Annotated in this window: 21 protein-coding genes; 3 read left to right on the top strand and 18 right to left on the bottom strand. The window is 53.3% G+C overall.

The features are described 5' to 3' along the window. Window positions 1-207: 207 nt before the first annotated feature. Window positions 208-657, top strand: a complete 450-nt coding sequence (locus tag V6575_RS17605; RefSeq protein WP_340276196.1) for a hypothetical protein — start codon at window positions 208-210, stop codon at window positions 655-657. After that, complete coding sequence (locus tag V6575_RS17610; protein ID WP_340276197.1) at window positions 650-1,846, top strand: HlyD family secretion protein; 1,197 nt, start codon at window positions 650-652, stop codon at window positions 1,844-1,846. The genes V6575_RS17605 and V6575_RS17610 overlap by 8 nt, the downstream gene beginning before the upstream one ends. A gap of 103 nt (window positions 1,847-1,949) precedes the next feature. Here the strand turns inward: V6575_RS17610 and V6575_RS17615 are convergent, their stop codons facing one another. The 17 genes from V6575_RS17615 to V6575_RS17695 form a co-directional block, all read right to left on the bottom strand. Beyond that, the gene (locus V6575_RS17615) at window positions 1,950-2,501 is read right to left on the bottom strand and encodes an NUDIX hydrolase (protein WP_340276199.1); all 552 of its coding nucleotides are present in this window, start codon (window positions 2,499-2,501) and stop codon (window positions 1,950-1,952) included. 22 nt (window positions 2,502-2,523) lie between these two features. Beyond that, entirely contained in the window at window positions 2,524-2,964 is a 441-nt protein-coding gene (locus V6575_RS17620; RefSeq protein WP_340276200.1) for a DUF1801 domain-containing protein, read from the bottom strand. 68 nt (window positions 2,965-3,032) lie between these two features. Beyond that, the gene (gene uraD / locus V6575_RS17625; RefSeq protein WP_340276201.1) at window positions 3,033-3,554 is read right to left on the bottom strand and encodes a 2-oxo-4-hydroxy-4-carboxy-5-ureidoimidazoline decarboxylase; all 522 of its coding nucleotides are present in this window, start codon (window positions 3,552-3,554) and stop codon (window positions 3,033-3,035) included. After that, entirely contained in the window at window positions 3,551-4,732 is a 1,182-nt protein-coding gene (locus tag V6575_RS17630) for a urate hydroxylase PuuD (protein ID WP_340276203.1), read from the bottom strand. Before V6575_RS17630 ends, uraD begins: the two co-directional genes overlap by 4 nt. A gap of 123 nt (window positions 4,733-4,855) precedes the next feature. Continuing rightward, entirely contained in the window at window positions 4,856-5,920 is a 1,065-nt protein-coding gene (locus V6575_RS17635) for a BMP family ABC transporter substrate-binding protein (RefSeq protein WP_340276204.1), read from the bottom strand. A gap of 100 nt (window positions 5,921-6,020) precedes the next feature. Next, a complete protein-coding gene (locus V6575_RS17640; RefSeq protein WP_340276206.1) occupies window positions 6,021-6,935 on the bottom strand; it encodes an ABC transporter permease in 915 nt (304 codons plus the stop codon). A 2-nt stretch (window positions 6,936-6,937) separates the two neighbouring features. After that, window positions 6,938-8,020 carry an ABC transporter permease gene (locus tag V6575_RS17645; protein WP_340276207.1) on the bottom strand — a complete coding sequence of 361 codons (1,083 nt, stop codon included), beginning with the start codon at window positions 8,018-8,020 and terminating at the stop codon, window positions 6,938-6,940. Then, entirely contained in the window at window positions 8,020-9,633 is a 1,614-nt protein-coding gene (locus tag V6575_RS17650) for an ABC transporter ATP-binding protein (protein WP_340276208.1), read from the bottom strand. The genes V6575_RS17645 and V6575_RS17650 overlap by 1 nt, the downstream gene beginning before the upstream one ends. 8 nt (window positions 9,634-9,641) lie before the next feature. Beyond that, on the bottom strand, window positions 9,642-10,658 hold the full coding sequence (xdhC, locus tag V6575_RS17655) for a xanthine dehydrogenase accessory protein XdhC (RefSeq protein WP_340276209.1): 1,017 nt from the start codon (window positions 10,656-10,658) through the stop codon (window positions 9,642-9,644). Beyond that, window positions 10,655-13,024: a xanthine dehydrogenase molybdopterin binding subunit gene (gene xdhB / locus V6575_RS17660; RefSeq protein WP_340276210.1), complete on the bottom strand. Its 2,370-nt coding sequence runs from the start codon at window positions 13,022-13,024 to the stop codon at window positions 10,655-10,657. Before xdhB ends, xdhC begins: the two co-directional genes overlap by 4 nt. After that, window positions 13,021-14,493, bottom strand: a complete 1,473-nt coding sequence (xdhA, locus tag V6575_RS17665; protein ID WP_340276212.1) for a xanthine dehydrogenase small subunit — start codon at window positions 14,491-14,493, stop codon at window positions 13,021-13,023. Before xdhA ends, xdhB begins: the two co-directional genes overlap by 4 nt. A 3-nt stretch (window positions 14,494-14,496) precedes the next feature. After that, a complete protein-coding gene (gene uraH, locus V6575_RS17670; RefSeq protein ID WP_340276213.1) occupies window positions 14,497-14,847 on the bottom strand; it encodes a hydroxyisourate hydrolase in 351 nt (116 codons plus the stop codon). 129 nt (window positions 14,848-14,976) lie between these two features. Beyond that, the gene (locus V6575_RS17675; protein WP_340276214.1) at window positions 14,977-15,924 is read right to left on the bottom strand and encodes a LysR family transcriptional regulator; all 948 of its coding nucleotides are present in this window, start codon (window positions 15,922-15,924) and stop codon (window positions 14,977-14,979) included. 13 nt (window positions 15,925-15,937) lie between these two features. Continuing rightward, window positions 15,938-16,915 carry a quinone oxidoreductase family protein gene (locus V6575_RS17680; protein ID WP_340276215.1) on the bottom strand — a complete coding sequence of 326 codons (978 nt, stop codon included), beginning with the start codon at window positions 16,913-16,915 and terminating at the stop codon, window positions 15,938-15,940. Window positions 16,916-17,011: 96 nt separating this feature from the next. Then, on the bottom strand, window positions 17,012-17,737 hold the full coding sequence (locus tag V6575_RS17685) for a TerC family protein (RefSeq protein WP_340276216.1): 726 nt from the start codon (window positions 17,735-17,737) through the stop codon (window positions 17,012-17,014). Window positions 17,738-17,772: 35 nt separating this feature from the next. After that, a complete protein-coding gene (locus tag V6575_RS17690) occupies window positions 17,773-18,489 on the bottom strand; it encodes a CDP-alcohol phosphatidyltransferase family protein (RefSeq protein WP_340276217.1) in 717 nt (238 codons plus the stop codon). 181 nt (window positions 18,490-18,670) lie between these two features. Beyond that, window positions 18,671-19,591 carry a DUF2182 domain-containing protein gene (locus tag V6575_RS17695; protein WP_340276218.1) on the bottom strand — a complete coding sequence of 307 codons (921 nt, stop codon included), beginning with the start codon at window positions 19,589-19,591 and terminating at the stop codon, window positions 18,671-18,673. A 286-nt stretch (window positions 19,592-19,877) separates the two neighbouring features. On the opposite strand from V6575_RS17695, the gene V6575_RS17700 reads away from it, so the two are divergent. Next, entirely contained in the window at window positions 19,878-21,110 is a 1,233-nt protein-coding gene (locus V6575_RS17700; protein ID WP_340276219.1) for a UbiH/UbiF family hydroxylase, read from the top strand. Here the strand turns inward: V6575_RS17700 and V6575_RS17705 are convergent. Then, window positions 21,091-22,050 carry an AEC family transporter gene (locus V6575_RS17705; protein WP_340276220.1) on the bottom strand — a complete coding sequence of 320 codons (960 nt, stop codon included), beginning with the start codon at window positions 22,048-22,050 and terminating at the stop codon, window positions 21,091-21,093. The genes V6575_RS17700 and V6575_RS17705 overlap by 20 nt on opposite strands. Between the last annotated feature and the right edge of the window lie 144 nt (window positions 22,051-22,194).

The following is a 22,194-nucleotide window of genomic DNA, read 5'->3' on the forward strand; positions in this document are numbered from 1 at the left end:
GCAAATTCAGTAATTTCAACGCAAGGATGATGATTTATTGGGCTTTATGATAAAGATGCCCTAAAGGGAGGAAGCGTGGGGAAATAGTTTTGGAATTGGGCTTTGTAAGTATTTTCCAGAATGATATGTGCTTATTAAGAATTGGGTCACACTCAGTGGCTCAAACAAAATCGCTGATATTTTATATTGCTATTGAAAGGTTAATTGATGGCCATCGAAGACAGTCATGGGCACGCTGATCCGTATTGGTTCGTCGCGCCTGGAGAGTCAGACAGGGGTGCTTGGGTCGCATTGATAATCCTCCTGTTGGTGGTCTACGGAGTGATAACCCTCTATGCAGCCTTTGACCGTTGGGCAGAACATCATTCCTCGCAAACACCGCTCGCCAAGACGATTCCAACGCTGCTGACCATCGCCTTACTGTATGAAATCTTCCCCTTGGCCCATTTTAGTATTCTCTTACCCATCACAGCCATCCTGCTTGCAGTGATGCTCGACTGGACGCATTTCAATTTAAATAAAGAGAGCAAAACGGCGCCCGAACATGACGTGCCAGTCGACGCGCGCGCGCCCGAAGGTTCTCACGGCCATATGAGTGACGCAGTCAGTCAGAACGATGACGCAATGACCATAAATGGGGAGACCAAAAATGTTTGAGCTCCTCTTCACCTCTTTTCCTGCTGTCATTCGCTACTACCAGCTCAAGCGTCGCGGCGAAGCCATGACCGTTTGGAACATGCGAACAGCTGTGTTCATATGGGGCGTCCTCGCCTTCCTATTGTTCACGGCGATTTTCTATTTTCACCCGAAATCTTATTCAGGAATTGTTCCATTCCGGACGATTTCGGTGGTGTCGCAGGCCAACGGCCCAGTGACAGAGCTGGCTGTGAAAAATGGTCAACAAGTCGCCCCCGGTGATTTGTTGTTTCGTATTGAGGACAGCACCCAAAAGGCCAACTTAAAAGTGGCAAAGGCTGAGCTTGCACAACTGACTGCAGCCGAGGCCAAGGCGAATGATTCCTTGAGGGTCGCACAGGCGAATGTCGCCGAAGAACAGGCGACGCTGGACAACCTAAGAGTTGACCTGGCCAATGCGCAGACGCTTTACGACAAAAAAGTGGGCTCATTGGATGCCGTGCGTGAGGCAGAGACTGCAGTTTTGGCTGCCGAGGCCGGACTGTCTGCGGCACTCGCTCAGCAGGATCTGGCGGAAGTGGATATCTCCGAAACGCTTCCAGCACAGAAAAAGGTAGCAGAAGCCAATGTGGAAAGTGCCCAGGTTGCTTTAAACCAAACCGAAGTTCGCTCCTTTGCTGACGGTTTCGTCACTCAAATGGCCATGAGTGTGGGCAGCCCGGCCTCAAAACTGATCTTGAGCCCGGCCATGATCATTGTTCCGGACCGGCCAAAGGATACCCCGGTTCGAATAACTGCAGGTTTCTCGCAAGTTGCCCGTGCTGCCATCTATGAGGGAATGCCTGCTGAAATCGCTTGTGACAGCAACATCAATCTGGGATTCCGCAATGCAATCTTGCCTGCGCGTGTTCTTGGCGTTCAACGGGCCATTGCCGCAGGCCAGATTGTCCCTGGAGGGCAACTGAAGGAGCTCAACAACATGGCTGGGCGCGGATCAATTCTGGTTTATTTTGAGCTTGTGTATCCCGAGCATGAAAAAATCATGTTGGACGGCAGTGGCTGTATCGTTCAGACTTACACAAACAACATGGAGGGCGTTTTCGGGCACATCATTGCCACGACCGGGATCGTCAAGGAAATTGGCCTGCGCCTGAAGGTTTGGGGTGCGTTGATATCGGGTATTGGCCTTGCTGGAGGCGGCGGGCACTAATTCTGCTTTAGCCACCCTGCCCAAAGCCAAGCTGAACAAAAGGTCGACCATGCTTTCCGTATGGTCGGCCTTTTCATTTATTGACTTGAGCCTTAAAAGTCTTTCACTTGGCGCCGTCCAAATGCTTTTGGGCAAGAAAAACATTTGCAAGATGGAAAGATTGCTTCAAATATCCTGGCTCGAAGAGCTGCGACATATCTGCCAGTATTAACTCGCAATGTTCAGTTGGATCAAACGCTGCTTTGCCGCCAAGCTTACTGTTTTGAGCAAGGTAATAATGAATACGATTGTTCTGGTTCGCCCAATTGGCGTATCCGGAACCTAGGCAAATAAAGTCAACTGACATATAGCCTGTTTCTTCTTCAAGCTCCCGTCGGGCAGCGTCTTCAGGGGATGCGTCCTTGGGATCAATGACGCCACCAACTAATCCCAAGCCTTTCAAAGCAGCCCCGTGTCGATACTCTTTGACAAGGATCGCACGACCCTCGGTGTCGATGGCCAAGACAGATACCCAGTCAGGATATTCGAGTACATAGTAGGGCTCGACCACCGTCCCATCGGGCATGGAACATGTATCTGCCCGCAAGTGGATCCAGCGATCTTTGATCACCACTTTGCTTTCGCTTAGGACCCAATCAAGCTCCAAAATATTCATCCCTAATAATTCGGCATTACTTTTAAAGATGATAGGTCAGGGCGTGGTTTATGAACAGGGACAAAGCCGTGACAGGCAGAGGTTTTCCGCACTCCAGGATGAGGCCGCGGTTTTTCTCGAACTCAAAGACACCTTGTGCCGCTTCAACGGAGAATATATCGCGAGATCGCTCGATCAGCTGGGTTTGACAATGAACATAGAGGCCAAAATGATTGAGGCGTTTCTTCACTGGTGCCAAACGCAAGGTGGTGCCGCTTTTGGTCACCTCAGTCAAATAGGACACCTGCCCCCATTTCAGCGTTTCAGTGATCAGCCCGATTTCATTCCGACCCTCTGCCACCTGAAAAACAAGTGAACGAACGCGAAGTATCGGTTCCTGGATTGGCTCTGGGTAGCTTGAAAATACAGCTTCTATCTCGGGACCGAGTTTCGGAACCTTGCGGGATGAAACCAATTCATCCACGATACTTATCCGGTATTGAGCCACCCTGGTCCGTCATTTTAGATTGCACGTGACCATCTGCAGAAAAATCAACAAATACGGTCTTCCAACCGGAAACGGATAATCCGGGTGATCTGGGTCAGAGCTGTTTCAAATTCGACTTCTGGTGTATTGCTGATCCGCTGATCAAAGCCATTCAGGATCATGTGTTTGTCCGCGCCTTTGACAGCAAATATAAATGGAAAGCCGAAACGCTCGAGATAGCGGGTGTTCAAATCGTTGAAAACGCTGAATTCGGCGGGGGTCAATGTGTCTAGACCAACTCCGGCCTGTTCTCTTTTGGAATCATCGGCAATCTCTCCGGCCAGAGCTGCCTTGCCCGCAAGGTCAGGATGGGCCCGGATCAAAGCCAGCTGGCAATCTCTTGGCGCTGCCCGCATGGCAGTTTCAAATGCCTTGATGACGGCGCAACGATCCTGAAACGGCGCCGCCTTGAAAGCCTCTTGGGCGACCCAGGGTGTGTGCTCAGCAACGTCACCGAAAGCCTCGACGAATTGCGCCTGGCTGAAGGTATTAAGGGTTGCGATCGATGTCAGGGTTTGGTTGCTCATTTTTGCTGGGTAATCCAGGTTCCGAGGGTTGTTCGCTCTTCATCTGTCATTTCTGTTTCATTGCCAAGGGGCATGGCGTCTGACTGCACCGCTTGGGCCATGATCTGATCAGCATAGCGACGAAGATCTGCGATGGTATCCAGATGAATGCCTTTCGGTGCTTCTTCAAAGCCTTCGTGGGTCGGAACCTCTGCATGGCAAACGGCGCAATGTGTCCGTGCGATGGTCAGCACAGTGGCATCGCTCACCTTCTTCCCGCCACTGTAGTCTTGAGGCGCGGTCATGATCATGGCAGCCACAAGTCCGATAGCAGCAGTTGGCAGAGCCCACCAGAATTTAGCAAAGGCGTCGCCTGCCTCATGTCGGTTGAGAAAATGACGCACCATGCCTCCGATCACAAGAATGAGCGCCACCAGGATCCAGGAATGGGGATGGCCTGTGAGCATCGGATAATGATTGGACACCATCATCAACAGAACAGGGATGGTCAGGTAATTGTTGTGAACCGAGCGCTGTTTGCCGATAGCCCCAAGCCGGGGATCCGGTGCTTGGCCGGCTAGCAGGCTAGCGGTGATTTTCTTCTGGTTTGGCACAATTATGCCAAACACGTTGACCGCCATTATCGTACCGACAAAGGCACCGACATGAATCAATGCGCCTCGGCCGGAAAAGACATGGGTGAACATATAAGCTGCGCCGAGGATCAAGGCAAACAGGCAAACGGCGAGCAATGGCACGTTCTTACCAATGGGCGACTTGCACAGCCGGTCGTAGATGAACCAGCCACCCACCAGAGAAAACACAGAGATCAAGACCGCCTCTCCCGGTGTTAGCACCAGAACACTGGGATCGATCAGATAGGCTTTTGCGTTGAAATAATACTGCACGACAAGCAGGGCAAAGCCGGTGACCCAGGTTAGATAGGCTTCCCATTTGTACCAGATTAGATCTTCCGGGACTTCTTTTGGCGCAACCAAGTATTTCTCGACATGATAGAAGCCACCGCCGTGAACTTCCATGGCAGTTCCAGAAACGCCCTCCTTCATTCCGGGGCGTTTACGAAGCGAAAGATCAAGGGCAATAAAATAGAAGGACGTCCCGATCCATCCGATCCCAACGATCAGATGAGCCCAACGAAACAATAAGTTGAACCATTCCATTGCAAAGGCAAGGGTCATATCAGCCAGTCCATAATGTCTTTGTTAAACCGTGCATCCGGGACATCTGCCCCGGATGCTTTTATTATAAAATGGCTTTTGAGCCCGTCGGCTGCCAAATATATCCGTCAGCCCTACGTTGCCTTACTGTGGCAGCTGATCGTCAACGCCTTTGACGTACCAGTTCATGCCCAGAATGGCGCCATCATCAAGACGTACACCATCCGCTGCTGCTTCCGAACCATCCTGTTTGGTGATCGGGCCTGTGAAAGGCTCCCAACCATCAACAATCTTGGCTTCAGTGGCTTTGGCCATTGCGACAACATCGTCCGGCAAGTTGGTGTAAGGCGCCATCACGACGTGACCTTCCTTGAGGCCGTGCCAAGTCTGTTCGCTCTTCCATGTGCCATCAAGAGCCGCCTGAACGCGCTCAATGTAATATGGCGCCCAATCATCAATGATTGCCGTGTACTGAGCGTCCTTGGCGAAGGCGATTTGATCAGATGCCTGACCAAAACCATGAATACCGCGATCCTGAGCGACCTGAAGCGGGGCTGTGGAGTCAGTATGTTGAGTGATGATGTCCGCACCCTGATCGATCAAGGCCTTGGCTGCATCGGCTTCCTTGCCTGGATCAAACCATGTGTTGACCCAAACGACCTTGACCTTGAAGTCTGGGTTGACTGATTGAGCACCCAGCAAGAAGGCGTTGATGCCGGAAACAACTTCTGGGATCGGGAAGGATGCAATATAGCCTGCTGTCCCGGTCTTGGACATTTTCGCGGCGATCTGACCGATGATATAACGGCCTTCATGGAACTTGGAGTTATAGGTCGCCACATTGTCTGCGGTCTTGTAACCGGTCGCGTGTTCGAACTTCACATTCGGGTATTTCTTGGCGACCTTGAGCGTTGGGTTCATGTAGCCGAAGGACGTTGTGAATACCATGTCACAGCCGTCGCGGGCAAAACGTTCGATGGCGCGCTCTGAATCCGGGCCTTCTGGAACGCTTTCCAGAAAGGCGGTTTCTACCTTGTCACCAAAATGCTCGACAACAGCCTTGCGGCCTTCTTCGTGCTGGTATGTCCAGCCGAAATCACCGACCGGTCCTATGTAAACGAAACAGGCCTTGAGATCTGCGGCAGATGCAGCAGATGAGGCGGCGGCAAAGGCAACTGCAGCAACGGTTGCTTTCAAGAAAGTCTTCATAATCCAATCCCCTCAGGATCATAAGGTACATGCGATGCAGGCGGACAAATTCGGGATCGTATCGCGGCGATCCCTTTTGGGTGGACGTCTGGCTTAAAGCCTATCTGTCCGGAACGAACGACTTGCCAAGGCAGGCCGGCGTATTCACAAGAGTTAATCTGCGGTTGGCGGATATCAGCACCAGAACCACAATTGTTGCAATATAAGGCAAGCTCGACAGGAATTGCGAAGGAATAGCAATCCCTTGGGCTTGCGCGTGAAAAGTCAGGACTGTAACCGCCCCGAAAAGATAGGCTCCAGCAACTACCCGGTAGGGCAACCAGGAGGCAAAAACGACAAGCGCAAGGGCTATCCAGCCACGTCCTGACGTCATGTTTTCAACCCATTGCGGGGTGTAAGCCAGAGACATGTAAGCCCCGGCAAGACCCGCACAGCCACCGCCAAACAAAACGGCCAGAAATCGGACCTTGATCACAGAATAGCCAAGTGAATGCGCAGACACATGATTGTCTCCAACAGCGCGCAGGATCAGGCCGGTCTTGGTGCGAAACAACACATAGGACACAAGAGCGACCAAGACGAAGCCAAGATAGACAATCGCATCTTGCTGGAAAAACACAGGGCCAATAAACGGCAATTCCGAAAAGACCGGAATATTCAATTCTGGCAAGCGAAGACCGGGAACCCCAATATAGGCTTCACCAATCATGCCGGAGATGCCGAGCCCCAAAATCGTCAGGGCCAGCCCCGTGGCCACCTGGTTTGTCACCAGATTGAGCACCAAAAAACCGAAGATGAATGACATGCCCATGCCAGCGATGATCGCCGCCAATATGCCAAGCGTGCCTGATCCTGTCTGGTTGGCAACGGCAAAGCCGACCACGGCTCCCATGATCATCATGCCTTCGAGGCCAAGATTTAGCACCCCGGAGCGCTCGACAACAAGCTCGCCAATGGCCGCAATCAACAGAGGAGTTGCTGCGGTGATAACAGTCAAAAGAACAGCTTCAAACATGATCAAGCCTCCCTACCTGCAGTGCGACGGCCAAACTGAATACGAGGTCGGTACAAAATAAAAGTGTCGCAAGCCAACACGAAGAACAGCAAGAGCCCCTGGATGACCGAGGCAATCTTGTCAGACACGCCCATGGAAGCCTGAACACTTTCTCCACCAATGTAAGACAACGCGAGGACCAGTCCTGCGATCAGGATCGCAATCGGGTTCAACCGGCCCAGGAAGGCAACAATGATAGCCGTGAACCCATAGCCGGGCGATATGGAAGGCAAGAGTTGCCCGAGTGAACCGGAAACTTCCATCGTGCCAGCCAGCCCGGCAAGACCGCCTGAAACTGCAAAAACAAAAAGTGTCAGGCGTTTTTTGGAAAAGCCAGCAAAGCCGCCGGCCCTCGGGCTTTCGCCCATCACTTGAATTTCGAATCCCTTCAGGGTCTTCGACAAGACGATGGCCAGAATGATGACGATCAACACAGTGATCGGCGCAGAAGCACTCATCCTGCCATCACCAATGAGTGGAAGCGTCGCCACATCAGAGAAAAGACGGGATTCCGGGAAATTATAGCCGTCTGGATCGCGCCATGGTCCACGGACCAGATAATCCAGCAAGAGGCCTGCGACATAGACCAGCATCAGGCTGGTCAGGATTTCATTGGTGTTAAATCGGCTTTTCAAAACCGCCGGGATCAGACCCCATAAAGCACCACCCAAGACCCCAAACAGTAGCATGAGAGGCAAGGTGAAAGCGTTTTGAAAGTCAGGATAGAGGATCGGCAGAAAGCTGCCAAATAATGCCCCAACGATAAATTGGCCCTCAGCACCAATGTTCCAGTTGTTGGAGAGATAGCAGACAGACAGGCCACAGGCGATAAGGACCAGAGGCGTCGCCTTGACGACAATTTCCTGCAAGGACCAAGTATCCAGCAGCGGCTCTATAAAAAACTTGAACAATCCGAGCATAGGATCCTTGCCCGAGATGGCGAACAGGATCGCTGCGGCAATCAGCGTCAGGAAAACTGCAATCAGTGGCGACAGGATCGTCATCAATTGGCTGTGTTCCTTGCGTTTAACAAGCTCTATCCGCATCACACAGTCTCCCTGGCAGGCGCGTGCCCGTCTTCTGCTTCACCGGCCATCAACAGTCCGACCGTCTGCCGGGTCATTTGGAGAGCATCCTTGGGTTTTGACAGATAGCCCCGGGAGATAACTGCAATCCTGTCAGCAATTTCGAAAATCTCGTCCAGATCCTGGCTGATTACCAAAACCGCAGACCCGGATCGTGCCAGATCAATCAGGGCTTGTCTGATCAAGGCCGCGGCACCTGCATCGACGCCCCAGGTCGGTTGGTTTACGATCAGAACTCCCGGTTTACGATCCAGTTCCCGCCCAACAACGAATTTTTGCAAGTTTCCACCAGACAGCGAGCGTGCTTCAGGATCATCATGGGACATGCGAACGTCATAATTTCCCTTGATAGTTTGCTCCAGATCTCTGGACTTATAACGCCGTATAAAACCTGCTGAAACCAGATCGTCCGCGGTCCCGTGACGGGTCAATACAATGTTGCTTGTCAGTTTCAAGCCAGGAACAGCACCATGGCCAAGCCGTTCTTCCGGGACAAAGGCAGCATTATTCTTCCGCCGCCAAGTTACACCTTTGTGCCCGCATGCCTGATCATCAATTCGGATCATGTCAGCGGCAACAATCATTTCACCGGAAAGGGCGTCAAACAATTCTCCCTGGCCATTTCCCGCAACACCAGCAATGGCGACAACTTCACCGGCATGGACGTCGAGATCAATGGAGCTCAGCGCTGTAGCGAAGGGCGTTTGTGCTGGGGCTGTCAGTCCGCTCAGTTCCAGGCGAACCGAGCCAGTCTCTGGCATTGACGCACCATGTGAAACACCAATGACCGTCGTTCCGACCATCATGTTGGCAAGAGACTTTGCTGTCTCCTTAGAAGGATCACATTCACCGACAACCTTACCGTGTCGCAAAATGGTCGCGTGGTGACAGATCCGCTTCACTTCTTCCAGGCGATGAGAAATATACAAGACCGCACAGCCCTCGCTGGCCAGCCGCTGCAAAGTCAGAAACAGACGATCTGCTTCCTGAGGAGTCAGAACAGAGGTCGGCTCATCCATGATGATCAGCCGAGGCTCCTGCAGCAGGCAGCGGACAATCTCGATCCTCTGACGAATGCCAACAGGAAGATCAGCAACGATATCTTGCGGCGCCAACGGCAGGCCATAATCAGTGGACACGGCCTCAATACGTGCTGCCAGATCCTTCATGTTGCCCGGGTTGGGCAAGGCCAAAGCTATATTCTCCACAACGGTCAAGGCTTCAAACAGCGAAAAATGCTGGAAGACCATTCCGATCCCGAGTGTGCGTGCAGCTGCCGGATTATCAATGCGGACAGACTGTTCCTCCCAGAGGATCTCGCCCTCATCTGGTTCCAGGGCACCATAGAACATCTTGACCAGAGTCGATTTTCCTGCGCCGTTTTCTCCTAGGAGCGCGTGAATTTCGCCCTTGTTAATCTTGAGATCGACCTTGTTGTTGGCAAGAATATCGCCAAATCGCTTGGTCAATCCACGACCATCCAGCAGAGCTTCGCCATTCAAGCGCCTTGCTGCCCCGGATTCTGTTCCTCTTAATGCCCCTGTGCTCGTCAATGGTTTAATTCCCCCAACCATTTGCCGCCTTATTGACCAGAAGCCAATGTATGTGCAAGTCCTTTTGATTCCAAGGAATTTGCTGTTTCCTCTGCAATCAGCAGCTCAACAACTACACCAGCAGCAATTGCGGCTGGTGTTTTGGACCTGATATCACTTCGCCCAATAGGGCAGACCATATCGACAACGGCTGCCTGCGGTATGCCCCGCGCCCGAAGACGTTTTTCAAACCGGGTCCGTTTGGTTTCACTTCCAATGACGCCAACATATTCAAACGTTTGCCTCGCCAAGGCAGCAGCCATAATTTCCTCATCAAGTGCATGGGAATGGGTCATAGCCAGTACAAACGCAATCCGCGGTGCCATTGCAAGGACCTCTTTCGGGTTGTTACTTGCCAGCATGGACACATTGGCCGGCACCGCTTTGGGAAAAGCATCAGCGCGTCCGTCGATCCAGATAATATCAAACGGTAGAGGCGCGAGTGCTAAAATCAGAGCTCGCCCGACATGCCCCGCTCCAAAAAGATAGAGCGGCTGGAATGCTGAGCCGAAGCTCTCAACCAAAACTCCATCAGAGCCCAACTGAAACGGTTTGCCAGTGAGGAAGTCTTGGACTTCATTTGTAATCTGCCGTACTAGCGGCTTCCCCTCGACATGATACGCCATGGTATAAAACGCGCCGCCATCCATCTCCCTGTCCGCCAACACTCGCACATTGTCAGCTTGGGTCGTTCCGAAGATTTCAACCGCAATATCTGTGCGCCCGCCGCAGCACTGTCCAAGATCAGGACCGAGAGAAAACCGGCGAAGTGATAACCCGGACTGCAATACGCCCGATTGCGGTTGGGCAAGGGCGTCCGTAGCCCATCGGATCGCCTGAAACTCAAGAGTTCCGCCACCTATAGTGCCATGAAAGCCACCATCATTGCGCACGACCATCCGAGCTCCCGTCTCACGCGGGGTTGACCCGGCAGCGTTTGCAACGGTCACGAGGGCACAGGCATGGCCATCTTCCAGTATCTTCGCGATATGCCCCCAGACCTTCATGCGCCAGCCATTCCCTGTGTGGGAGCAGCTTGCCGAATAGCCCGGACTGCCTTCATAATTGCCTCCGGTGTTGCAGGCGCATCAAGATTCGGAACTACACCGGGGTTTAGGCTGGCAACAGCGTCGGTGATCGCGCCAAACACTGAGTTTGCGAGCATCACCGGCGGTTCACCTACAGCCTTGGAGCGATAGACGGTTTCCTGTGGATTGCCTTTGGAGGCATAGAGCGCAACGCGGAAATCTTCCGGAATGTCTGCCGCTGCTGGAATTTTGTAAGTCGAGGGCGCATGTGTGCGCAGACGACCCGCATCATCCCATACGAGTTCTTCTGTCGTCAGCCAGCCCATGCCCTGAACAAAGCCACCTTCGATCTGGCCGATGTCGATAGCCGGGTTGAGGGAATGGCCAACATCATGCAGGAGGTCAACACGGTCGACTGTCATTTCGCCGGTCATGGTGTCAATGGTGACCTCAGCGCAAGACGCTCCATAAGCGAAGTAGAAGAATGGGCGCCCACTGGCGCTATCCCGGTCCCACGTAATACTCGGGGTCGCATAAAAGCCAGCATCAGACATGTGAATGCGCGCCTGATGCGCCAGTTTGGCGACTTCAGCGAGAGAGAATTGCAGCTCACCGACGAACACTTTATTGTCCTGAAAGGCAATTGCCTCAGGTGTACAGGAATGTAAGTCAGACAGGAAATTGATCAGGCGTTGCTTGATGGTTGCCGCCGCGATCTTTGCCGCCATTGCGTTGAGGTCCGTCCCGGAAGACGCTGCCGTCGGTCCGGTGTTTGGAACTTTTGAGGTGTTGGTCGCAGTGATCCGGACTTTGTCGATGGTGATGCCGAATTCGTCGGCTACAACTTGGGCCACCTTCTGATAGAGCCCCTGCCCCATCTCGGTGCCACCGTGGTTCAGCTGGACAGATCCATCAGTATAAAGATGGACCAACGCACCAGCCTGGTTCAGGTGTTTCAACGTGAATGAAATACCGAATTTTACCGGCGTCAGAGCAAGGCCTTTCTTGAGCACCGCATTTTGAGCATTGAAAGCCTTCACCTCTTCGCGCCGTTCCCAATAGCTGGAACTTTCCTCCAATTGGCCGAAGAGATCCTTCATGACTTCATGTTCTTCAACCGGCATGCCGTAGGGCGTTAGATTCCGGTCTGCGTCGTAAAAGTTGAGCTTGCGGATTTCCAGCGGGTCCTTGCCAAGAGTGATGGCAATCGCATCGATCATCCGTTCGGCTGACAACATTCCCTGCGGTCCACCAAAGCCGCGGAAGGCGGTGTTGGAACAGGTGTCTGTCTTCAAGCGGCGGCTTCGGATCACCGCATCCGGATAAAAATAACTGGAGTCTGCATGGAACATGGTCCGGTCATTGACCCCGAGCGAGAGATCCGCCGAATAGCCGCAGCGCGCCAGAAAGTTGATATCAACGGCCCGAATACGCCCTGTCCCATCATGGCCGATCTGCCACTCTACACGGAAATCATGACGCTTGCCGGTCATGATCATATCGTCGTCCCGGTCAAGGCGGATCTTGCAGGTTCGGCCTGTGCTGGCTGCTGCCAGAGCCGCAAGGCAGGCCCATTGGTTGGCCTGGCTTTCCTTGCCGCCAAACCCACCACCCATGCGGCGCACCTCGGCCACCACCAAAGCGTCCGGAATGCCCAGAACCTTCGCAACCGTGTGCTGGATTTCCGTTGGATGCTGGGTCGAGCTGTGCACCAGCATGCCGCCATCTTCTTCGGGGATCGCCATAGCGACCTGGCCTTCAAGATAGAAATGCTCCTGGCCGCCCACTTGCAACACGCCTGACAGAACAGTGTCTGCCGCCGTCATGCCTGTTTCCGGCGATCCGCGGCGAAACTGATAGTCTGGCAACACGGTGGTGTCGGCGGCAACAGCATCTTCTGCCGAAATGATAGGTGTTGACGGTTCGACTTCGATCTTGGCCAGACGTGCGGCCCGGCGGGCAGCATCGCGGGTGGTGCCTACGACGGCAAACACAACCTGCCCGTAAAAAAGGATTTCGTCCTTGGCCAAGACCGGATCATCGCCCATGGCAGGCGCGCAGTCATTGATACCCGGAATATCCTTGGCAGTCAGAACAGCCACCACACCCGGCGCAGTGCGAACAGCACCCAAATCGATAGACGACATCCGGCCACGAACGGCATTTCGCGCCCAGCCAGGTACGACGTGAAGCGTTCCATCCGGCTCCGGAATGTCATCGATGTAAGTCGCCGTCCCACTGACGTGCTTTTCGGCACTGTCGTGGTTCAAAGGCTTGTGAACATGGCGCATATTCGCAGGTTCACCGATATGCCCGCCTTCCTTTTGAGTGTCAGATAAGGTCATTCTGCAGCCTCCAAAATAGGAGCCCGCAAGCGGATCTGAGCGCTGCTATTGCCGCTGGCCTCCATCAAGGCCTTGGCCAACAGGGCCCTTGCTGTCTCCATACGGTATTCGGCGCTTGCGCGCATGTCGGTCAAAGGCTTGTAGTCCGAGACCAGCGCTTTCATGCCGGCACCCCATGTCGAGGGATCTTCCAGAGAGGCACCGATCAAGGCAGTTTCAGCGCCCGGCGCGCGTTTTGGTGTTGCTGCCATGCCACCAAATGCAATTCTGGCCTCGGTAATTTTATTGTTCATGACCGTGAACAGGAATGCCCCCAAGACGGATGAAATATCCTGATCGAAACGCTTGGAAATCTTGTAACAGCGAAAGATCTGGTTAGGTGCTGGACGTGGCACGAACAGGCCAGTGACAAACTCACCGGGCTGGCGGTCCTGCTTGCCATAGTCCACAAAGAACTTCTCTAGCGGCAACGTCCGGGAGCTGTCCTTGGCCTGCAATTCCAGGGTAGTGCCAAGGACAATAAGGGCTGGCGGTGTATCGCCAATCGGCGATCCATTGGCGACATTCCCGCCAACCGTTCCGGAAGCCCGCACCTGTTTGGAGCCAATACGCCGCCACAGGGCGCCCATATCCGGAGACAGCCGGCTCATGGCAAGCTCTGATGTCTGATAGGTAGCTGTTGCGCCCATCAAAACACCGGCTGTGCTCTCCTCGACCCTATCCAGACCTTGAATGCGGCCCAACCAGATGATTTTCGGAAGATCGCGCAAGCTCTTGGTAATCCATAGACCAACGTCTGTCGCACCGGCCACCAAAGTTGCATCGGGATGCTGGCCATATAGAGCGGCCAAGCCATCAAGTGTTACGGGAGAAGCAACAAAGCGATCCTTGTCGCCGATGTAAATGTCCCGACTGTCGGAGAGCTGGCGCAGCTTTTCGACTGTTTCATTTGCACGCCATGCAAAGGCATCATCAGCGCTCTCAAAGCAGCTGTCCAAAGCGGCATCAACAATCGGGCGGTAGCCCGTGCAGCGGCATAGATTGCCTGCGATCCATTCGGTCACGGCCTTCCGGCTCTTCGTCTGGCCTTCCGCATGATAGAGCGTAAAAAGGCTCATGACGAAACCTGGGGTGCAAAATCCACATTGGGAGCCATTGAGTTCGGCCATGGCCTTTTGCACAGGGTGCAGGCGTCCGTTTGCAACCAAATCTTCAACCGTCACAAGTTCCGCACCATCAATCATGGCCATGAGCTGAATGCAGCTGTTGACCGGCTGATAGACCAATTTGCCATCGATCAGACGCCCAAGAGCAATGGTGCAAGCGCCGCAATCGCCCTCGCCGCACCCTTCCTTGGTGCCGGTTTGCCGAGCTCTCAGACGTAGGTAATCGAGCACGGTTTCGTTAGGCCCAACCTCTTCCAGCTCAACGATCTGCCCACCCTTTAGAAAACGGATCGTGTCACGCATGGCTCAGCTCCCGCGATACGTTGAATAGCCAAACGGAGAGAGCAGTAGCGGCACGTGGTAGTGGGAATCCTGCTCTCCAATACCGAAGCGGATGGGGATTACATCCAGGAACAAAGGCTCTGCAATATCGGGGTTTGAAAGACGCACATATGCGCCTGCGTGAAACCGCAACTCATAGGTGCCGCATTTAAACGCCTCACCATCAAGGATAGGGCCATCAATGCGCCCATCGGAATTGGTTTTGTGAGAGGAGATCTTCACTTCCATCCCGTCCATTGACCACAGCTCGATCTCAAGCCCTTCAGCCGGACAACCGCGTGCAGTGTCCAAAACATGCGTTGTCAAACGCCCCATTTCGATTCTCCCCGAGCCAACCGAAAGCTATTGCGCCTATTCCGGTTCATCCTGCTCTAATCATGAATAAAAGGTTGCCCTAAAACCCTAGCATCACATAGCGCTGATTTCAGCACTATGTGATGCCTTTTAGGCAGCAATAGTTGGTAATTTATCTTTTAGGGTGATCACTGCATGATTAAAAAACATGCCTGGCGACAAAGCGAGCGCGCGCCGGGAGCTCGTCACTATACTTAAGCGATCATTTTGTAGCGGCAAATCCGCGAGGTTCTTGAACACCAGTCTGCCGCTGTCGAGATCTTCTTCGCAGCCGATCAGTGTCTGAAATCCGATCACATTTTCATCCCTTGCCAGCGCTCGCATGAACCTGAGAGAATTTGCCTCTACAAAAGTGCGTAGATTTCCTGGAATTTGTGCCATGGCTGCGTCAATCCGAACCCTCAAAGACAGACCACGAGCCGGAAGCGCCAGGGGAAACCGAACGCAATCGGACAGACTAAGCCCGTTTTCCTTTGCCAGCGGATGATCCGGTGCCATCAAGGCCCCAATCGGCAGGTCGTGATGATATGCCACCGTCAGGGAGGGTGTGACAGGTGGATCGAATGTGAACCCGACGTCTGCCTCCCCGGCTTCCACCAAACGCGCAGCCTCGATAGAATTTGTCACGGTGACGGCGACGTGGATGCCTGGAAATTGTTTGCGAAAGGATGACACAAGCACGGGCAGTAAGGTTTCCGCCATGCTTTCCACCGTGGCAATGGACACAGTCCCCCGGCGCAAGCCCTGAAGGGCATCAAGTTCGGACATGGTGGCGTCAAAGTCTGAATAGGTTCGCTTGACATGGGCCAACAGGATCTCACCTGCCTGAGCGAGCCTGAGACGTCTACCCACCCGCTCAAACAGCTGTATGCTAAGGGCCTCTTCAAGCCAGAGTATCTGTCGATTGACTGCCGAGGACGCAATATTCAGCTGCCTTGAAGCAGCCCGGATTGACCCAAGTTCAGCCACCACCGCAAAATACCGCATGGCAGGGGCGTAAAGGTTCCGCGCCTTGTCGTTGCCTTTTGCCCTGCTCATGGGTTCTCGGTCCTTATGGAAGCAGCACCGTTGTACCGGTGGTTTTGCGGCCTTCAAGATCTTTGTGGGCCTGGGCAGCGTCAGCCAGCTTGTACTCCTGATTGACGCCGATCTTGACAATTTTCTGCACCACCACGTCGAACAGATCCCCCGCTGTGGTTTGCAGATCTTCCCGTGAGGCGATGTGACTGAACAGCGTTGGCCGGGTCGCGTAGAGCGATCCCTTTGGTCCAAGAATGCCTAGATTAAAGTCTTCGATCGGACCGGAGGACTGTCCGAAGGACACCCATAGGCCTCGGGCTTTCAGACAATCAAGCGACCCGGGATAAGTATCCTTGCCGACACTGTCATAGACGACATCACAGCCCTTGCCGCCGGTAATATCCTTGACGCGTTCGACAAAATCTTCATCACGATAGTTGATCACATGCTCATAGCCATGAGCTTTGGCCAGCTCTGCTTTTTCTTCAGATCCGACCGTGCCAATGACAGTCGCACCCAGATGGGAAGCCCATCGACCGGCGATCAATCCAACCCCGCCTGCTGCTGCGTGAAACAGCAAGGTTGTGTCGGCTGTCACTTCATAGGTCTGACGCAGCAAATAGCGCGCTGTCATCCCCTTAAGCATCATGCCCGCAGCGGTCTTGTCATCAATACCATCGGGCAAGACCACCAGTCGGTCGGCTGGAATAATGCGCTCCTGCGCATAAGCCCCAAGCCCGCCGACATAGGCAACTCGATCACCCGGCTTCACATTGGTTACATCGTCGCCAACGGTCATAACGACGCCCGCGCCTTCATTGCCGGGAATGAAGGGCAAACCCGCAGGGGCCGGATAAAGGCCGGAGCGAAAATAGGTATCGATAAAATTCAGACCAATGGCAGTGTGGCGAATACGCACTTCACCAGTTCCAGGATCGCCCAATTCAACAGCTTCCCATGTCAGAACATCGGGACCACCGCATGTATGAACGCGTATCGCCTGGACCATGTCTTCATCCTTTAAATGTGAGTTGTGGTTCACAATTGTTTCTTGAAAATAACGACCGGAGTCGCCAGCTATCATTCTGTTACAGGGTTTGGAGCTTTAGCTTTTGGATTTGGCGCGCCGCCGCTGCGCAAGAACATTGACGAACTCCACACCAGCTGAAAACGCCATTGCGAAATATATGTAACCGCGTGGAATGTGGAAGCCCAAACCGTCCGCAACAAGCGCAACTCCAATTAGCAACAGGAATGAAAGAGCCAGCATTTTGGTTGTCGGATGCCGTTTGATGAAATCAGCAACCGGCCCTGAGGCGACATACATGACGGCCATTGCGATCACGACGGCCGCTACCATCACTTCAATGTGCTGGGCCATGCCAATCGCGGTGATGATGGAATCCACTGAAAACACCATATCGATGACGATGATCTGAGCGATAACAGCAGAAAATCCCTTACCTGCAGCACTTGGCCCATGGTCTTCCTCACCATTTTCAATCCCATTGTGGATCTCATGGGTTGCCTTGACCAACAGGAACAGGCCGCCAGCGATCAGGATCGCGTCTCGCCAGGAAAAGGCGTGGTCACCAAGTGCAAACAGCGGTGCAGTCAGACCGACAAGCCAGGTCAGAACAGACAGCAGCATGATGCGGAAAATCAGTGCAAGAGCCAGTCCGATTCTGCGGGCTCGTTTTGCCATCTCGGCAGGCAGGCGCGCGACAACCACCGAAATAAAGACAATATTGTCGATCCCAAGAACGATCTCCATGATCGTCAATGTCACGAGACTTGCCCAGATCTGCGGATCTGTGAGCCATTCAAACATGGACATCCCCAAGGGTTCGGAAAACAAAGCTCAAATCAGAGATAACGGTCGATAATCTGTTGAACGGCAGACACTGAAAAGAGGTAGAGGCTGGAGGCTGTCAGAATCCAGCCGGTTACACCCGTTGCTGCCATGTTGTTCATGACGGCGCTGGCTGCTGCCAAAAACCAAATTGCGGTCACTGCAAGGGTCAGAATTCGCCAGCGCTGTACCCGAACCGGATGAATGAACTTGACCGGCATGAACGTCAGCACACAGCAGAAAAGAACGAAGCCAATGGTGAACGTCTGGGATGGCGACAGAGCCATCAGGCCGAACACAACCATATTCCAGCCAGCTGGAAATCCCTTGAACGAACCATCCGGTGTCTTCATACCATTGTCGGCAAAATAAAGCGCACCTGTGAAGACGATCAGGCCGCCGCAAATCCAGTTCCACGGCTGGGACAGCATGCCGCTGGCCGCCAGCGCAAAAGCTGGCAGGAAAACATAGGTCGCGTAGTCGATTACAAAATCGAGAGAAGCACCGGACCAACGCGGCAGCCGCTCGGCAATATTGAACTTGCGCGCTAGAGGACCATCAATACCATCAACAACCAGAGCAAGTCCCAGCCAGGCAAACATACCTGACCAATTTCCCTGCGCACCAGCCAGAAGCGCTATCAACGCAATCGGCGCACCAGATGCGGTCAGGATGTGAATGAGAAACAGCGCCGGTTCCGGAGCGTCTTTGTCTGGTGTAAAATCGGTCACAGCTTCTGATGTCTCAAGGATTGGGGGTGGAGCTTCGTTATGCCGGTCGTGATTGAATATCTTCACAGATCGGCCGAGTCGACGCCGTTTATGTCTATTTGATGGATATTATTTCAATTTCTGTCCCGATTGAACAGACAAATCGCAGCAAAGCTCGAAGCTCGTCGGGTTTCATCCTGCTTTAGACCGGAATACCGCCCTGGGAAAGGATGGCAATCACACTTCCCCAAGCGATAAAAATAATCCCAATTATTTTATAAAACCATATGCTTGGAAAAGTTTTCTCAACTGACATGACAATGCCAAGAATTGCAATCCAGATCACATTCATCAATCCGACAGAAAACATCACGCTCATGACTGCAAAACAACATCCAAGACAGGCAAACCCTTGAAGCAGCCCTTCTCGATATGCGGACATCAGATCAGCTTTGCTGGAAAACACAAAACGTGGGTACCAACAGCGCAGCAGGCAAGCATGTTTGGCTGGCGTGAATTGGTAGATGCCTGCTGCAAGCAGCACGCTGGCTGAAAAGGCCATTGAAATCGGCGCCATCATGGGAGACAGCAAGCTCGCGTTCACCAGTCCCCATTGGGCCACAGTTGCAACGACAGCATAACCCAGCCAAATAGATAGATACCCTTGAAAGGCCATCAAAACACTTAGCCTGCCCGTCCCATTCAGGTTTTGCGAGGCCTGATGGAGCATATAGTTCTTGAGCATCGGGATCGCACTTGGCAACATCATCGCTAGGGCCATCATCAGCCACATTACAAAGACCTTTGCGGCATCCTGCCAGCCCCAAGTCTCAGCTGGCATCCCAAAACTTGTCGTAGCACTCGGCAGACATATCGCGGCAAGAGCTGCCCGCGCATTTGCTGGAAGGTCATGAAATATATTGAAGCGGTTGAACAAGCCCATACCCGGCCCTGCCTGGCTCATGTCCATGATGACGATCATGTCCACGATCATGGCTGAGAGATAGGTCCAGCCACCAGCTGTCAGCACCAATAGACAGACAAGCACATAGGGCCAGCCACGAGGTTGGTCAGAATTGAAATCACTTGATCTACGGATCTGGCCTGAGGGTATCAGCCGCACGTCATGCAATTCCTTTGGTCAATCGAATTTGGTCCCATATTCACCAGCCGCATGAAATTACCCGCCCATCTAATAGCCGCATTGATCTTGCTCATATCGTTATGCGGTTCATAAAGGGAAATTCCACGTCGAGATGAAAGCAGTGGCCTTAGACAAGTAACTGCGACAGACAATCGCTTAAGAACGTCAGCACCCTTGCTTTTCGGATATGAAGCGCCATTGTCTCGCTCAGATGATGGTCTGATGAAAAAACATATGACCGGACCGCTGACCTGGAGACATTGAGATGCCCGCCCCTTCTGCCACTGCGCCATACGACATTGCCGTTGTAGGGGCCGGTCCTTCCGGTTTGACGGCAGGACTGCTGTTTGCGAGCTATGGATTTTCAACCGTCATTATTGCACCCAAGGTTAATCTTTCGGATGGGCGCACGACAGCGCTGTTACAGGCATCGGTCGATCTGCTGACACAGATAGGCGTTTGGGACAGACTGGTTTTAAAGGCAGCTCCCCTTGCAAAGATGCGGATGGTGGATGACACGGGCCGTCTGGTCCGCGCGCCAGAAGTGACGTTCGACAGTCTGGAACTCGACCTGCCAGCCTTCGGCTACAACCTGCTTAACAAGGATTTGAACCTGATCCTTGAAAAGGCTGCACTCGAACAGGACAATCTGACATTCCTGAACCAAAGCGCTGCAAATTACGATGCAAAGGATGAGGCCACCACAATCACCATGGGTGACGGCAGCACATGTCAGGCGCGTTTGGTCGTTGCCGCTGATGGGCGCAAATCCCTGGCACGCGAGGCCGCTGGAATTGACGTTAAGCGTTGGTCCTACCCGCAAATGGCTGTCGTTTTAAATCTCAACCACGATCAGCCTCATCGCGACACTTCAACCGAATTCCATACCCCGACAGGCCCGTTCACGCTCGTGCCGCTACCTGGCCGAACATCATCTCTTGTGTGTGTCGTTACCCACGAGGAGGCCGAGCGTCTCAAGGACATGGGCAAGGCAGAGTTGGCGCTCGAATTTGAGCAGCGGGCTCATTCTATTTTGGGCAAGTTTGAACTCAACAGCGAACCGCAAATGTTTCCGCTTTCGGGTATGATCGCAAGAGCCCTGGTGGGCCAGCGAGTCGCCTTGATTGGAGAGGCCGCTCATGTTTTCCCGCCAATCGGGGCGCAGGGTCTGAATCTTGGTTTGCGTGATGTTGCCGGTCTGGGAAAAGTTCTCAAAGCGGCTAAGGACAAAAACAACGACATTGGATCTGCCGAAGTTCTTGGCGCTTATGAAAAGGAACGCCGGACGGATATCACCACCAGAACCGTAGCCGTGGATGCGCTGAACCGATCTTTGCTCACGGACTTTCTTCCGGTTCAAATCGCCAGAAGCGCCGGGATCTATTTTGCCGACAAGATCCCTCCGCTGCGCCGTGTTCTCATGCGGGAGGGCATTGCACCGGGTACACGCTCCAAAAGAAAGTCGCTGTTGTCGCGGGTCACACGCCGCCTAGGTTGATCAAATTGTGTGAAATCGCCCAGATGAACCCTGTGACAGTCACCACAGAGGCAATTGTGCCGATCAGTACAAAACTGGCCGCGCGCTGCACATAGGTGTTGTATTGCTGCGCGATGACAAAAACATTGGTCGCGGGCGGCAGGCAGGCCATCAAGATGGCTGTCGCGACCCAAATCGGATCAAAGCCACCAATCCAGGACAACAGCAAGTACACCAGGATCGGGTGGACGATCAGTTTCACCACAAGAACAGCAGGCAGTTCCACCGGAATACGTCCTGTTGGGCGCAGGGCAACGCCCACGCCCATGGCAAACAATGCGCAAGGCGCGGCAGCACCACTCAAAATTTCCAGCATCGTATCGATCGCTTCCGGCGGTTTGAAACCGACGATAGCTGCACCGACACCCGCAATCGTTGCCAGAATGAAAGGATGGGTGAAGACACGCCAGAAAATCTTGCCAATGGTGCGACTCATCGGTTCCTTGTCAGTGGCTCCTAAAGCCATCATGAGCGGCGCCAGAATGAACAGCAGCGTATTGTCAAAACAAAGTATAAGCGCCGTTGGAACCGCTGCTGCTGGTCCGAGCACGGCCATTGTCAAACCAGGCCCCATATATCCGATGTTTGAATAGGCCCCGGCAATTCCGAGAATCGTTGATTCGGGTACACTTCCCCTGGTCGCCAAAACACCGATGCAGAAGGCGATGGCAAATACCGTATAGGTGGTAAAGGTCGTCGCCGTGACGAAAGACAGATCCGTCAGCTGTTCCACCGGCGTTTCCGACAGCAAGCGGAAAAACAGTGCTGGCAAGGCAATGTAGATGATGAAAAAATTCATCCATGCCAGCCCGCTTTCGGGCAGCTTGCCTATTTTTCCCGAAGCGAATCCCAGAAAGATCAACCCAAAAAACGGAAAAGCCAGGGTAATTACGTCCTGCATTCTGAAAAACCGCTGAAGATGGAGTGCAAATTTGGCAAGGAGCTACCCATGAAATTTCAGAACATAACGGTTTTCACAAGTTGCCACTTATGGAATTAAAGGCTGAATACCTTGCATCCGGCAAGCTCCTTGGATACTCACCCC

Source organism: Roseibium algae, assembly GCF_037783265.1.
Classification (GTDB): Bacteria; Pseudomonadota; Alphaproteobacteria; order Rhizobiales; family Stappiaceae; genus Roseibium; species Roseibium algae.